Origin of the sequence: Hymenobacter nitidus (assembly GCF_020447315.1) — a bacterium.
Classification (GTDB): Bacteria; Bacteroidota; Bacteroidia; order Cytophagales; family Hymenobacteraceae; genus Hymenobacter; species Hymenobacter nitidus.
On the sequence record NZ_JAJADQ010000001.1, the window covers coordinates 598994 to 611653 of the forward strand.

12 protein-coding genes and 1 pseudogene are annotated in these 12660 nt (G+C 61.4%); 4 read left to right on the plus strand and 9 right to left on the minus strand.

Going from position 1 to position 12660, the window contains the following annotated elements:
- The first annotated feature begins 18 nt into the window (after positions 1-18).
- From LGH70_RS02575 to LGH70_RS02585, 3 genes are all read left to right on the plus strand, one after another.
- On the plus strand, positions 19-363 hold the full coding sequence (locus LGH70_RS02575; RefSeq protein ID WP_226182381.1) for an STAS domain-containing protein: 345 nt from the start codon (positions 19-21) through the stop codon (positions 361-363).
- Positions 364-640: 277 nt separating this feature from the next.
- Positions 641-1111, plus strand: coding sequence for a hypothetical protein (locus LGH70_RS02580; protein ID WP_226182383.1), 471 nt, complete (start codon positions 641-643; stop codon positions 1109-1111).
- The gene (locus tag LGH70_RS02585) at positions 1101-1301 is read left to right on the plus strand and encodes a helix-turn-helix transcriptional regulator (protein ID WP_226182385.1); all 201 of its coding nucleotides are present in this window, start codon (positions 1101-1103) and stop codon (positions 1299-1301) included. The genes LGH70_RS02580 and LGH70_RS02585 overlap by 11 nt, the downstream gene beginning before the upstream one ends.
- A 20-nt stretch (positions 1302-1321) precedes the next feature.
- On the opposite strand, the gene LGH70_RS02590 is transcribed toward LGH70_RS02585, so the two are convergent.
- The 7 genes and pseudogenes from LGH70_RS02590 to LGH70_RS02620 form a co-directional block, all read right to left on the minus strand.
- A complete protein-coding gene (locus tag LGH70_RS02590) occupies positions 1322-2641 on the minus strand; it encodes a sensor histidine kinase (RefSeq protein ID WP_226182387.1) in 1320 nt (439 codons plus the stop codon).
- Between the two features lie 93 nt (positions 2642-2734).
- A pseudogene (locus LGH70_RS02595) lies at positions 2735-3004 on the minus strand (endonuclease domain-containing protein); the annotation flags it as partial.
- Positions 3005-3213: 209 nt separating this feature from the next.
- A complete protein-coding gene (locus tag LGH70_RS02600) occupies positions 3214-4599 on the minus strand; it encodes a sigma-54-dependent transcriptional regulator (protein WP_226182391.1) in 1386 nt (461 codons plus the stop codon).
- 146 nt (positions 4600-4745) lie between these two features.
- Positions 4746-5888: an ABC transporter permease gene (locus tag LGH70_RS02605; protein ID WP_226182393.1), complete on the minus strand. Its 1143-nt coding sequence runs from the start codon at positions 5886-5888 to the stop codon at positions 4746-4748.
- 152 nt (positions 5889-6040) lie between these two features.
- A complete protein-coding gene (locus tag LGH70_RS02610; RefSeq protein WP_226182395.1) occupies positions 6041-7291 on the minus strand; it encodes an ABC transporter permease in 1251 nt (416 codons plus the stop codon).
- The gene (locus LGH70_RS02615; RefSeq protein WP_226182397.1) at positions 7281-7868 is read right to left on the minus strand and encodes an RNA polymerase sigma factor; all 588 of its coding nucleotides are present in this window, start codon (positions 7866-7868) and stop codon (positions 7281-7283) included. Before LGH70_RS02615 ends, LGH70_RS02610 begins: the two co-directional genes overlap by 11 nt.
- A gap of 52 nt (positions 7869-7920) precedes the next feature.
- The gene (locus LGH70_RS02620) at positions 7921-8589 is read right to left on the minus strand and encodes an ABC transporter ATP-binding protein (RefSeq protein WP_226182678.1); all 669 of its coding nucleotides are present in this window, start codon (positions 8587-8589) and stop codon (positions 7921-7923) included.
- Between the two features lie 438 nt (positions 8590-9027).
- On the opposite strand from LGH70_RS02620, the gene LGH70_RS02625 reads away from it, so the two are divergent.
- On the plus strand, positions 9028-9423 hold the full coding sequence (locus tag LGH70_RS02625; RefSeq protein ID WP_226182399.1) for a YybH family protein: 396 nt from the start codon (positions 9028-9030) through the stop codon (positions 9421-9423).
- Positions 9424-9716: 293 nt separating this feature from the next.
- Here LGH70_RS02625 and LGH70_RS02630 read toward each other — a convergent pair whose 3' ends face one another.
- Positions 9717-11189 carry a TolC family protein gene (locus LGH70_RS02630; RefSeq protein WP_226182401.1) on the minus strand — a complete coding sequence of 491 codons (1473 nt, stop codon included), beginning with the start codon at positions 11187-11189 and terminating at the stop codon, positions 9717-9719.
- An 11-nt stretch (positions 11190-11200) separates the two neighbouring features.
- Positions 11201-12448 carry an efflux RND transporter periplasmic adaptor subunit gene (locus LGH70_RS02635; RefSeq protein WP_226182403.1) on the minus strand — a complete coding sequence of 416 codons (1248 nt, stop codon included), beginning with the start codon at positions 12446-12448 and terminating at the stop codon, positions 11201-11203.
- Between the last annotated feature and the right edge of the window lie 212 nt (positions 12449-12660).

Sequence of the window (12660 nt, forward strand, 5' to 3'; positions counted from 1 at the left end):
GCCGCTAATGAACCGGGAATGGATATTCTGAAATTGTCGCAGCCCACGATGTTTGTCGCGAGTTTGCGGGGTAAGTGTGAGGGCAGCCAATGTGCCCAGCAGCTTATCGAGCTACTGCGGGAAGCGGTCCGCAAACAGGCGACGCAGGTGTGGCTTCTGTGCCAGGAGCTGACGCACATCGACTTGGGGGCCCAGCAGACACTGCTGCGGCAGCTTCCGCTCCTGCAGAATGCCTGCATCAAGCTGGTTCTGTGCGGTCTGCCACCCAACCTGGTCAAGCAGTTCGAGTCAACGGGCCTGGCCGGGCTGTTTGCCTTGCTCCCGGCTGAGGCCTATACCGGCCCGCGGCCCATCGTGCGCTAATGTGCGCCCCGGCAGTAGTCCTTACGGCTGGCTGCTGTGCTCAGAATCCAGACTTAGTTTTTGTGAAAAGCCGCTCCAAATGGAGCGGCTTTTTTATGTTGTCAGTTGGAGAAATGCCCTTGCGGACTTCTGCTGACAGCCCTTGGTAGCCAGCATACCGGCCCGCCTTGCAACCGGGCTTCTGTGGCAGGATGCAATATATTTTGTAAAGAATACTTTACATTAAGTAAAACAAACAATACATTTAGAGAGTATTTCACCTATTCTCCTTCTCATTATGCTGACGCGCTACTTATTTCCACACCGCTACAAGCGCCTGGGCTTGGCACTGGCCGCCGTGGCCCTGGTACTGGGCCTGCTGGAGTGGTACGACCTGCTGCACCTGCCCCATCTGCTGGCCTGGCTGCCTTCGCCCATCGGCAATGCCGAGTTGCCCGATACGCTGAACGGGCGGCAGGTACGGGCCAACCACGACCTGTACGCCATTCTGCTGATTTGCGGTGGGCTGCTGGCGGCCTGTTCCCGCGAAAAGCACGAGGACGAATACATCGGCCAGATTCGGCTGGAGTCGTTGCTGTGGGCCATGTACGCCTACTATGCGCTGCTGCTGCTGGCGTTTGTGCTGGTAAGCGGCATGCCCTTTTTCATGGTGATGATGTACGCCATGTTTACCCCGCTGCTGCTGTTTCTGGCGCGGTTTCACCTGGTGCTGCTGCGCGGTGCCAAAGCCGCTCTGCATGAAGAATAGCCTGCGCGTGGAAAGAGCCGTGCTGCGCCTCACCCAGGAGGAGCTGGCCCAGCGCATCGGCGTCAGCCGCCAGACCATCAATGCCATGGAGGCGGGCAAATACGTGCCGTCTACGGTGCTGGCTCTCAAGCTGAGCCAGGTGTTTGGCAAGCCGGTCGAGCAGCTGTTCACCCTGGAAGCCGGGGACTAGCGCCGAGCGTCTTTCGTCTGTCACGCCTTCACCAGCTCCGGCGTGAGCCAGATGGTGAAGGCCGTGGTGCCAGTCGGGGTGGTTTCGAGGTTGAAGGTGAAGCCGTGCTGCAGCAGAATGTCGCGAATCATAGTCAGGCCGATGCCCTGCCCGTCGCGCTTGGTGCTGAAAAACGGGGTAAACAGGCGGCGCTGCACCTCGGGCGCAATGCCGGCCCCGTCGTCTTCGATGCGCAGCATCGGCGGCTCCAGCGTGGTCTGAATCGTCAGGCTGCCGTCCTCGCCAATGGATTCCAGGGCATTCTTGACGATATTGAGCACGGCCTGCTCGATCTGCTGGCAGTCCAGCTCCACCCATAGCGGCGCCGGGGCCAGCTGCCAATGCCACGTGATGCGGCGCTTCTCGCTCTGCACCTGCATGAGGCGGTGGATGGAGCGCACCAGGTCGTGCACGTCGCAAGGGCGGCGCGTGGGGGCGGGCAGGCGCACCAGGTTGGCGAAGTTGGCAATGAAGTTGGCCAGGTGGGTATTGCGGTTGATGGACACCTCCAGGGCCTCCGAGAAGTCGGTCTGGTCGTCGGGGCGCAGCTGCTGGGTGTAGTAGCTGAAGCTTTGCAGAATGGAGTTGATGGCCCCGATGGAGTTGTTGATTTCGTGTGACATCATCCGGATCAGCTTCTCGTAGGCCTGCTTTTCCTGCCGGATCAAATCCTGGGTTAGCTCTTCCAGCATAATGAAGTTGCGGGTGAAGCCCCGGTCGAGAAAGTGGGAGCAGTGGGCCCGGTAGGTCTGGATGCCCGAGAGCTGAATCACCTGGGGCTGGCCGGCCTGCAGCGCGGCCAGGGCCGGGCCCCACTCGCCGGGCAGCTCACTGGGCAGCTGGCGCAGCAGCTGGGCCTGGGGCAGGTGCAGGCACCGCTCGGCGGCGGGGTTAGCGGCTTCGATGCGGCCGTCGAAATCGAGCAGCAGAATGCCCGCCGGTGAGGCCTGAATCAGACGCTCCAGCAGGTAGCTTTTCTCGTGCTGGGTTACGCGCTCCTGGCGCAGCTCGTCAATCATGTGGTTATACACGTCGATAAGCTGGTCCATTTCCTTCTGGCCCACGGGCACAAACTTCATGGAGAAGTCCTTGGCCCGGATGGCCTCGGTGCCTGCCGCAATGAGCTGAAAGGGCCGCACAAAGCCGCGGTAGAGCTGAATGGTGAGAATAATGGACACCACCAGCACGACTTCGGTGGCTACAAACAGCACCGCATCGGCACGCATCACCTGTGCGGCCAGCGCAATGAGCACGCCGTGAATGATGACAACGAAGAGCAGAAACTTGACGCGCAGGGTCATGGATGGGGCTAAGACTAGAAAGCTACGAAGCCGGAGCCAGGAAGCTAGTTCCCCTCCTTTTTTTAAGGAGGGGCTGGGGGTGGTTGGCTAGAGCTAAGTATTCATTTTGACTCTAAATGCCGCTTCAATGCCGGCCAAAAATCCATCCAACTGCTCCAGCACCAGCAGATTCTCAAACCGTAGCACCCGCAGCCCTAATGTATTCAAACAGGAAGTCCGTTCTGCATCGTTTGCTTCGCCGCTGGCGGTGAAATGGCCCGCCCCGTCCAACTCGACCACCAACCTTTCGGCCGGGCAGTAGAAGTCAACGATGTACTGGCCAATGCCGTGCTGACGCCGGAACTTGCGCCCGGCCAACTGGCTGCGCTGTAAGGCGCGTCAAAGCGTTGCTTCCGCCGGAGTGAGGTGGTTGCGTAGCTGTTGGCGGTTATCTTTTTGAGTTGAGCGGTTGTATATAGGTTCTGGCACAGCAGGTAGTTGTAGGTTGCTCAAGATACCTCGTTCATCGATTGAACCACCCCTAGCCCCTCTTCATCTGAGGAGGGGAACCAGATTTTAACCCACTTCTAGCCCTAGCTTTTCTCCGCATCAAACGGAATATCGTACTTCTCCAGGCGGCGGTAGAGGGCGCCGCGGCTCAGGCCCAGGGCTTTGGCCACCCGGCTCACGTTGCCGGCGTAGAACTCCATCGACTTGCGGATCATCTGCACCTCGACTTCTTCCAGGGTCATCGAGCCTACGGGCGGCAGCTCGCCGGGTGCCACCGCCTTCACGGGTGCTTTGGTAAACTGGGCCTGGAAGTCTTCGGGGCTTAGCTCATCCTTGCCCGACACCAGCACGGCCCGCTCCACCAGGTTTTTCAGCTCCCGGATGTTGCCCGACAGCGGCAGCTCGCGCAGCCAGTGCAGGGCCCGGGTGCCCACTTTCAGGGAGGGCCGGTTGTAGGTGGTGCGCAGGTTATTCACGAAGTGGTTTACCAGCAGCGGAATGTCGTCGGGCCGCTCGCGCAGGGCGGGCAGGCGCACGGTTATCAGATTGATGCGGTAGTAGAGGTCTTCGCGGAAGCGGCCCTCGCGCACCATCTCGGCCAGGTTGCGGTTGGTGGCGCAAATCACCCGGATGTCGAGGCTGCGGGCGCGGCTGTCGCCGAGCACCTCATAGGTGCGGTCTTGCAGCACGCGCAGCAGCTTCACCTGGCTGCCCAGGTCCAGCTCCCCGATTTCATCCAGGAAAATGGTGCCTTTGTTGGCCAGCTCGAAGCGGCCCACCCGGTCGGCTTTGGCATCGGTGAAGGCGCCGCGGCGATGCCCGAACATCTCACTCTCAAAGAGCGAGGCCGATATGCCACCCAGGTTCACTTTCACGAAGGGTTTGTCGCGGCGGTGGCTGTTTTGGTGAATGGCCTCGGCAATGAGCTCCTTGCCCGTGCCGCTCTCGCCTTCTATCAGCACCGAGGCGTCAGTGGCGGCCACCTGGCCCACGTTGCGCAGCACGTGCAGCAGCTGGGCATCGGCCCCGATGATGGAGCGGAAGTTGAACTGTCGGTCCAGGTCGCGGCGGCTGAGGGCAGAGCCGGTTTCGGCGGGCCGCTCCTGCAAGCTCAGAATAGTGCGGATGGTCTGGAGCAGGGAATCGTTGTTCCAGGGCTTGGTCACAAACTCGGCGGCCCCGGCCTTGATGCCCTCCACGGCCAGGGTGATGGAGCCCCAGCCGGTTATCAGAATCACGGGCACCTGCGGGGCCACGCCTTTCACCTGGGCCAGCAGGTGCAGCCCGTCGTGGCCGGAAGTATCCAGCGAGTAGTTCATGTCCATCAGAATCAGGGCAGGCGGCGTGGCCTGCACGATTTGCAGGGCCTCCTCAGGCGTGGCTACGCCTTTGGCCGCAAAGCCCGCCTGCTTGAGCAGCAGCCCCAGGGAAGCCCGAACGGCCAGATCATCATCGACAATAAGAATCATAGGTAGCGGCGAAGGACGGAAAAGCGGCGAAGAAAATCGAGCTGGACCAGCAAAAATGATGAACAGCGAGGCCGTAGCGGCCCCGCAAGTGAAGCGGGAGTAGCAATCGTTTTGAAATCTGAAATGATTGCTACTCCCGCTCTGGTCTATTCCTCGCGCAACGACACGGCTGGCTGGATGCCGGCGGCAATGCGGCTGGGCTGCAGGGCGCAGATGGCGGTGAGCACGAAGATGAGCACCGTAGCCAGCACCATGGCCTGCACGTAAATCTGGGAAGCCACCCCAAACACCCCCAGCAGCGGAAACTGCACCGCCAGAACCAGCCCGCCGAGTACGCCCAGGGTGGTAACCACCAGCATTTCGCCCAGAAACTGCCCGCTGATGCCGTTGCCGGTGGCGCCCAGGGCCCGACGCAGCCCGATTTCGGCCTTGCGCTGACTTATGTTGTACCACAGCACCCCGAACAAGCCCAGGGCCACGTTGATAATCAGGAACAGGCCCACCAAACCCAGGGCGGCCAGCGGCGTGACGAGGAACTTCATTTTGTCGCGGCGGTTTTCCTCCAGCGTATTCACGTTGGCGCTCCAGCCCTTGGTTACACTCTTGATTTTGCGCACCAGCTGCTGCTCCAGCACGGCCCCGCTGCCGGGCTGCACGCGCACCAGCAGTTCGGGCACCTGCTGCTGCACAAACCGGGACGTATCCTGGAGCACTTTGCGGTGAAAGATGGCCGGCTCGTTGGCGGCAAAGTCGCTGCCGGAGCGGTAGGCTTCCACCACGCCCACCACGTGCCATTCCTCGTCCTTCTTCTCGTTGGTCAGCACCTTGCCCACGGCGGCCTCGTTGCCGAACATCCGCTCGGCAAAGGCCTGGTTGATAATAACGGGGAAGCGGCGGCCGGCGGCATCATCGCGCCGGTCGAACCAGCGGCCGTCCACCACGTTCAGGCCCAGCACCTTCACCATGTCGTCGTCGGCATCGTAGCGGTCGGTGTAGCCGCCTACCGGCTTGCCTTGGTAGCGGTACTCATCGGTGTTCATGGTGCTGAAGGAGAAGGGCGTGTTGGAGCTGGTGCCCGTAATGGCCACTACACCGGGCGTAGCCTGCAGCTCCTGCACCAGCAGGCGCAGCTTGGCACGCCGGGCCACGGTGTCCTGCCCGGCATTGATGTTGAACTCCCACACGTTGTCGGAGCGGAACCCCATGGGCTGGCGGTAGTTGTAGTAGTTGTTCACCAGCAGCACGCTCACGACGAAGAGCACGAAAAACGAGAGCAGAATCTCAGCCATGAGCAAAAAGTTAGAACGTTTCCGGTTCCAGATCAGGGTAAACAGGTGACGTATCATGGGGCGTTTGGAGGCTGTTAGTGGGTTTATTCTGTCATGCTTCGACAAGCTCAGCAGGACGTTCTTCCTTTCTCGTCAATTAGCGGGGCTCCGTACTAGTTGCCGCCTTTCAGGGCCTGCACGGGCTGCAGGCGCGACATTTTGAAGGCCGGATACACGCCCGAGAGCACGCCGAAGAACAAGGTCACGAGCAGGGCCCAGCCGAAAATGCGCCAGTTCAGCTCGAAATGGGCGTAGGCCAGAATCTGGGAGCCGCCGATAAGCTGCAGGGCCACGTAGGCCAGCAACAGTCCGAGCAGGCCGCCAATGGTGGTCAGGAACACGTTTTCGACCAGAAACTGCCCAATGAGCGTGCCGCCGGTGGCGCCGAAGGCCTTGCGCACCCCGATTTCGGAGGAGCGCTCCATGATGCGGCTCACGTTGATGTTGACCAGGTTCAGAGCTGGCAGCAGCATAAACAGCAGGGCCAGGCCCGCCAGAATAGAGTAGAGAATGCTCAGGCCATCGGAGTCACGGTCGGTGAGCGGGCTCATGATCTGGCGCGAGAAAGAGCCCAGCAACGAGTCGGCGTGCAGGTTGATGTAAAGCATTTCTTTCGGGTCGGGCAGTGGGATGCGCTTGGCCATTTGGTCGAACTCGGCTTGCACGGCCTTGATGTCGCCCGTCGATTTGGCCAGGATAATGGCCGAGAAGTCGCCGTCGAGGCTCACGCGCTGCAGGTCGGTGGGGCTGTTGGTCAGCGGCACCCACACGTCGGCGTAGGAGCTGATGCGCATGGCGGGCACGTCGTCGACCACGCCCAGCACGCGGTAGTTGATCTGGTTTACCTCGATGATGTGGCCCACCACGCCTTTGTCGGTGCCGAAGTACTTGCGGGCCGTAGTGCGGTTGATAACGGCCACGCGGGCGGCGGCTTTCACATCGGCCTGGCTAAAGGCCTTGCCCTCCCGGAACGTGAAGTCGAGCACCTGCCAGAATACCTCGTCGGTGTATTTCAGGTCGAGGTCGATGCGGGCGTTGCCCACATAGCTGGGCGTGGAGTGAAAGTTGGAGTAGATGGCCACCTTTTCCGGGGTCCGGAGGGGGCGCACGTACCGGTCGAGCAGGTGGTAGCTGGGCGGCGAGTTCTGGTTGCCGTTGTTCTTGAACTTGATGTGCACGAAGTTCACGAACAGCATCCGGTCGAGGCGCGACTCAGGGGCGTGGGCCCCCACGGCGTGGTCGAACAGGGCCACCACCACCAGCAGCACCATGAGCGTGAAGCTGATGCCGAACAGGCTGATGAAGGTGAAGAACTTGCGGCGCAGCAGCACCTTCCAGGCAATTTTCAAGTAGCTAAGCAGCATAAGACTGGGGCTGAAAAGATGAGTGGTGAAGCACGGCCAGCCGGCGCTGCAACAGGGCCCGGGCCTTGCTGAGCTGCGACTTGGACGTGCCTTCCGAAATACCGAGCAGGGCGGCTATTTCGGGGTGGTTGTAGCCCTCCACGGCGTAGAGGTTGAACACGGTGCGGTAGCCGGCGGGCAGTTCCTGAATCAGGCGCAGCAGGTCGGCCGTGTCGAGGTTGCTTTCGGCCGTGGCGGCCAGGGTAGCTACCCCATCGTGGCACTCGTCGATATCGACGTGCATGGGCTGCTTGCGGCGCAGCTGGCCCAGGGCCTCGTTGATCATGATGCGGCGCACCCAGCCCCGGAAGCTGCCCTCGTGGCGGTACTGTTCCAGGGCCCGGAACACTTTCACAAAGCCCAGCACCAGGGCCTCCTCGGCGTCTTCCTGGTGGCGCAGGTAGCGCAGGCACACCCCCAGCATGGCGGGCGCCAGCCGGTCGTAGAGCACCTTCTGGGCCCGGGGGTTGCCGCGGCGGCACTCGGCCACAAGGTCGGTTTCCGAAAGCTGAGACAAGGGAGAAAGCAGCGTTGCCATGGTACTGAGAAGGGAAAATGCGTGCGAAAGTGGTTGGGGGCGGCCGGGCGGCCTAGCTCACCTGGCTGCCATCGAAGAAGCGGATGACGCGCTCCGTCTTCAGGGCCTGCTGCTCGTCGTGGGTTACCATCACGATGGTCACGCCGTCGTGGCGGTTCAGGCCCATGAGCAGGTCCATGATTTCCTCGCCCATCACCGAGTCGAGGTTGCCGGTGGGTTCGTCGGCCAGAATCAGCTCGGGGTTGCCGGCCAGGGCCCGGGCAATGGCCACGCGCTGGCGCTGCCCGCCCGAAAGCTGGCTGGGGAAGTGGTTGGTGCGGGCACTCAGGCCCACTTTATCGAGGGCCGCGTGGGCGCGCTGCCGCCGCTCCTTACCGCTCACGCTGCTGCGGTAGAGCAGCGGCAGCTCCACGTTATCGAGCACCGAGAGGTCGTTTATCAGGTGGTAGCTCTGGAAAACGAACCCGATTTTCTGGTTGCGCAGGTGGGCCAGCTCCTTGTCGGAGTAGGCCGTGACGGGGCGGCCCGCAATTTCCACCTGCCCCGAGCTGGGCTCGTCGAGCAGGCCCATGATGCTGAGCAGCGTAGACTTGCCGCAGCCCGACGGCCCCATAATCGACACGAACTCGCCCTTGTTGATGGTCAGGTTCACGCGGTTCAGGGCCACCGTTTCGATGGTTTTGGTCTGGTACACCTTCTCGATGTCGGTCAGCTTGAGCATGGCCGTGGCGGGAGCCGTGGTCAGCCCGATTTCGGGGGAGGCAAACCGGTTGTTGGGCGCAGTCGTGGAGTTCATGGGTTGGAGCGGTTGGGAGTCGAAGGAAGTTCCTGGTGCGAGGCCGGCTGTCCGTGTCCGCTTTTGTGCGTCGTGGGGGCTGGCTCTGCTATATGTAGCCAATGGCTGTGCCAGTTTTTTAAAATGCTGTATTTCAGTTAGTTATAACCATACCACAAAGATTCAGTGTTTGAAATATTGTCCGAAAACGGACAGGGTGTTCGGAAATGGAGGTCGGGATGTGCGATTATGAAAATTTCATACTGCTGCTACCCGGTCTGCGGCCTACCATCAGTGGCTACCCAGCTGGCAGCCAAAGATTTATTGCGACAAAAACTCTTATCTTCTGTCTGCTTATTCTTTCACGACCTAACCCCACCTCCTATGCCCACTACCGCCACCAGCATCCGCGACGAAATCCGGCGCGCCAACGACTCCTTTGAAGCCAGCTTCGCCCAAGGCGACGCCGCCGGCATTGCCAGCCTCTACACGCCCACGGCCGTGCTGCTGCCCACCAACCACGAGCCTATTCAACATCCGGAAGGCATTCAAGCTTTTTGGCAGGAGGCAATGAGCCAGGGCGTAAAACAGCTAAAGCTCAAAACCCGCGACATTGAGGAGCTGGAGGATACGGCCATCGAGCTGGGCACCTACACCCTGTTCGGCCAGGACAGCCAGCCGCTGGACCAAGGCAAGTACCTCGTCGTCTGGAAAGAGCAGCAAGGCCAGTGGCGGCTGCACCAGGACATTTGGAACACCAGTCAGCCGGTGAGATTGTGAGGTGGTGAGGATATAGGGGGTAAGAGGGCAGGAGGGTAAGAATTATTTCGTCTGTCATCCTTCATCTGGCGTACGCTTGCGAAAAAGACTTGCCTGCTCTACCCAAAAAGCCTACTATCAACGCAACAAAGCCCTTTACCACATCGGTGGTAAAGGGCTTTGGACTTTTAATCACGCTTGCCACTTAGAGGAGGCAGGTCCTTCGCTCAGGATGACAGACGAAGGAAACCTCCTACCCTCTTGCCCTCTTGCCCTCTTGCCCTCCTACCCTCCTACCCTCCTACCCTCACTCACTATTTCGCCGCTAGCGGCTGCTGCCGCTCGAAGTCGTAGAGCGTGAGGGCGCGCAGGCGGTAGTGGGCCACCCAGCAGGCGCGCAGGGCCGCAATGTAGGCGCGCTTGGACTGGTCTTTCTCGGCTAAGGCAATGTTCAGATCCGTCAGGCTGATGCGGCCGACCTGGTAGGTGGCGCGGGCAATGGCGTAGCGGCGCTGAGCCAGCGAATCGGCCTGGGCCGACAGCTCCAGCTGCTCCCGCAGGCTACTTAGCTGCGCGGCCTGCGTCACGATGCTCTGCTCAAAGGTCATCTGCTCCTGAGCCACCGTCTGCTCGACCTGCTGGCGGTTCAGCTCGGCCGTTTTAACGATGGATTTCTGCCGGCCCCAGTCCACCAGCGGCATCGAAAATGCCAGGCTCACCTGCTGCTGATTCTGCGGGTCGTTGTAGGTCGACCAGAAGTTGGACGCGCTGTTCACGTAGCCCAGATTAGCCACCAGCGTGGCCTGCAGGCCGGTGGTGCCTTTGGCCTGGGCCACGTCGCTCTCGGCCTGCAACAGGCGGCGGCGGAAGGCCAGGGTTTCGCGGCGGTTTTGGCGGGCCAGGGCCAGGGCCTGCTCACTGGTCACGCTGACGTTGGCCGTGGCTTCCGGCACGGCCAGCTGCAGGGCGTCGGCGGCCAGGCCGGTGTAGCTTTGCAAATCCACGGCGGCATTCTGGGCATCGAGGCGGGCCTGGCCCAGGGCTTTGCGGGAGTTAAGCAGGTTGAGTTCCAGCAGCAGCAGGTCGCTCTGCGAGAGGCGGCCCAGCTGAAACCGCTCCTTGCCCAGGCGTAGCATCTGCTCGTTGGCCTGCACGTTCTGGCGGGCCACATCGGCATTCACCTGCTGCAGGAGCACATCGAAATACAGCTCCGTAATGCGCTGGGCAATGTTTTCGCGCTCCTCCACGTACTGCCTTCCCGACTCCTCATAGCGCAGCGGCTCAATCCGGCGGGCCCAGCGCAGGCTGTTGTAGCGCCCGATGGGCTGGGTGAGGCCGATGCCGAAAGGCTGGTTATTGTACATGCGCGCACTGCTGTTGAAGTCGTCGAAGCGCTGCACGGCCGAGCTCAGGTAGATTTGCCCGCCGGTAGGCCCGATAGCCTGGGTCAGGGTGACGCCCAGGTTGGCGTTGTTGTAGCGCACGGGCCGGAAACCGGTGGTGCCGTCGGGCTGCACGACGGGCGAAATTTCGCGCCGGAAGTTGGGCACCGTGCCCTGCAGGGCCAGCTGGGGCCGGTAGTTCGACTGGTAGGTGCGGAACTGCCAGTAGCTGGTTTCCCGATTAGTCACGGCCTGCTTGGCAATGGACGACTGCGCCAAAGCCAGCTCAATTACCTCAGGCAGACTGATGGGCTGACTGGCCGGGGCCTGGGCCAGCGCGGAGCACGTCAGCAGGCCACTTAGGCCAGCCAGTAGCGCCGCACGGAAAGAAAAGGTTGTTTTCATGGCGCGGCGGCTTAGTCATTGATGGTCAGCAGGGGCGTGTCGGCGTACTGCTTCATTTCGCTGAGCACGATTTCGTCGCCGGGCTGCAGGCCACTGAGTATCTGCACGTAGTCGAAGTTGCTGTCGCCGAAGCGCACGGTGCGCTGCTCAGCCTTGCCGTCGCGCACCACAAACACGGGCTGCTCTTTGCCGCCCTCGTAGAAGGGGCCGTTTTTCACGCGCGTTACTCCGTGCTGGGATTTGGTTACCACAAACACGTCGGCCCGCAGGTTGGCGCGCAACACAGGGCTGTGGTCGTCGTCGAGCTTGGCGTAGAAGGTCATCACGCCCTTGTCCACGGCCGGGCTGATGGTGCTGATGGTGCCGCGCAAATCGGTGTTGTTCACGCGCACCACCACCGCGTCGCCCAGGTGAAGGGCATCGGCGTAGGTATCGGAAATGGTGGCCCGCACCCGGAAGCTGCTCAGGTCGGCCACGCGAGCCAGCGCGTCGCCCTGGTTTACGGTGCTCCCGATGTTGTCATTCACCCAGGTGAGCACGCCGGGCTGCTGGCTGCTGATGTTGGCCTGGGCCAGCTTGCCAGCCAGCTCCGTAATGCTGCGCTCCTGAATCTGCATGGTGAAGCCCAGCTCGCGCACGTCGGCGGCGTTGACGGCGCGCTGGTTCCGGATCTGCTCGCCCAGGCGCTGCAATTCCAGCTGGGCTACTTTCAGGTTCAGCTCGGCCTGGCGCACACTCTCGGCCGTGCCGCCCCCGATTTTAAGCAGGTACTGCTCGTCGCGCAGCGTCGACTGCAGGCTGCGCACTTTCACCTGCTGCACCTTTTCCTGCGACTCCAGGTCGTTCAGGGCTTTTTCGAGGCTGAGCTGAAGCTGGCCATTCTTGTTGCGGTTCTGCTGCTGCTCGTCCTGCAGCTTGGCCAGGGCCGTGCTGGTCAGCTCCTTGTCCAGCTCCACGATGGTCTGGCCGGGCTGCAGCTTCTCGCCTACCTGCAAAGCCACGCGCCGGATGGTGCTTTGAATGGGGCTGGTAATAACGGCTTCACGGCCCGGAATAATCAGGCCCGAGGCCGTGAGTGAAGCTTCCACGTCGCCGGTTTCGACGCGGGCCGTCAGAATCTGGTTGCGGTGTACGCTGGGCTGCAGCACCGAGCGGAAAGCCAGCAGCCCCGCCACGGCCAGGGCCACCACGGCGGCGGCCGTCAGCCAGCGCCGGCGCTGACGGCGGGTTTGGGTTGCGGTAGAAATTGCTCTGTCCATTTTCGTGCGGGAAAGGGGTAGTTTCCTACAGGAATAGCCAAGGCTCGTGCCATTCACATAACCCGTTGATTATCTGCACAAAAAGTCAACATCAACACCAAACCCGGAACCAAAACATTGTCCGAAAATGGACAGCCTGTTCGGAAGTGGAGCGCCGGCTGTTCGGTTTTGCGGAAGCCATTCTGCCGGTAGCAAGGCAGCTATTACCGGTA

Bases quoted from the DNA above. Each gene is read 5' to 3' on its own strand.
- LGH70_RS02610 (WP_226182395.1), bottom strand. From the start codon at position 7,291: ATGCTGCTTAGCTACTTGAAAATTGCCTGGAAGGTGCTGCTGCGCCGC.
- LGH70_RS02590 (WP_226182387.1), bottom strand. From the start codon at position 2,641: ATGACCCTGCGCGTCAAGTTTCTGCTCTTCGTTGTCATCATTCACGGC.
- LGH70_RS02635 (WP_226182403.1), bottom strand. From the start codon at position 12,448: ATGGACAGAGCAATTTCTACCGCAACCCAAACCCGCCGTCAGCGCCGG.
- LGH70_RS02600 (WP_226182391.1), bottom strand. From the start codon at position 4,599: ATGATTCTTATTGTCGATGATGATCTGGCCGTTCGGGCTTCCCTGGGG.
- LGH70_RS02615 (WP_226182397.1), bottom strand. From the start codon at position 7,868: ATGGCAACGCTGCTTTCTCCCTTGTCTCAGCTTTCGGAAACCGACCTT.
- LGH70_RS02575 (WP_226182381.1), top strand. From the start codon at position 19: ATGGATATTCTGAAATTGTCGCAGCCCACGATGTTTGTCGCGAGTTTG.
- LGH70_RS02585 (WP_226182385.1), top strand. From the start codon at position 1,101: ATGAAGAATAGCCTGCGCGTGGAAAGAGCCGTGCTGCGCCTCACCCAG.
- LGH70_RS02620 (WP_226182678.1), bottom strand. From the start codon at position 8,589: ATGCTCAAGCTGACCGACATCGAGAAGGTGTACCAGACCAAAACCATC.
- LGH70_RS02625 (WP_226182399.1), top strand. From the start codon at position 9,028: ATGCCCACTACCGCCACCAGCATCCGCGACGAAATCCGGCGCGCCAAC.
- LGH70_RS02630 (WP_226182401.1), bottom strand. From the start codon at position 11,189: ATGAAAACAACCTTTTCTTTCCGTGCGGCGCTACTGGCTGGCCTAAGT.
- LGH70_RS02605 (WP_226182393.1), bottom strand. From the start codon at position 5,888: ATGGCTGAGATTCTGCTCTCGTTTTTCGTGCTCTTCGTCGTGAGCGTG.
- LGH70_RS02580 (WP_226182383.1), top strand. From the start codon at position 641: ATGCTGACGCGCTACTTATTTCCACACCGCTACAAGCGCCTGGGCTTG.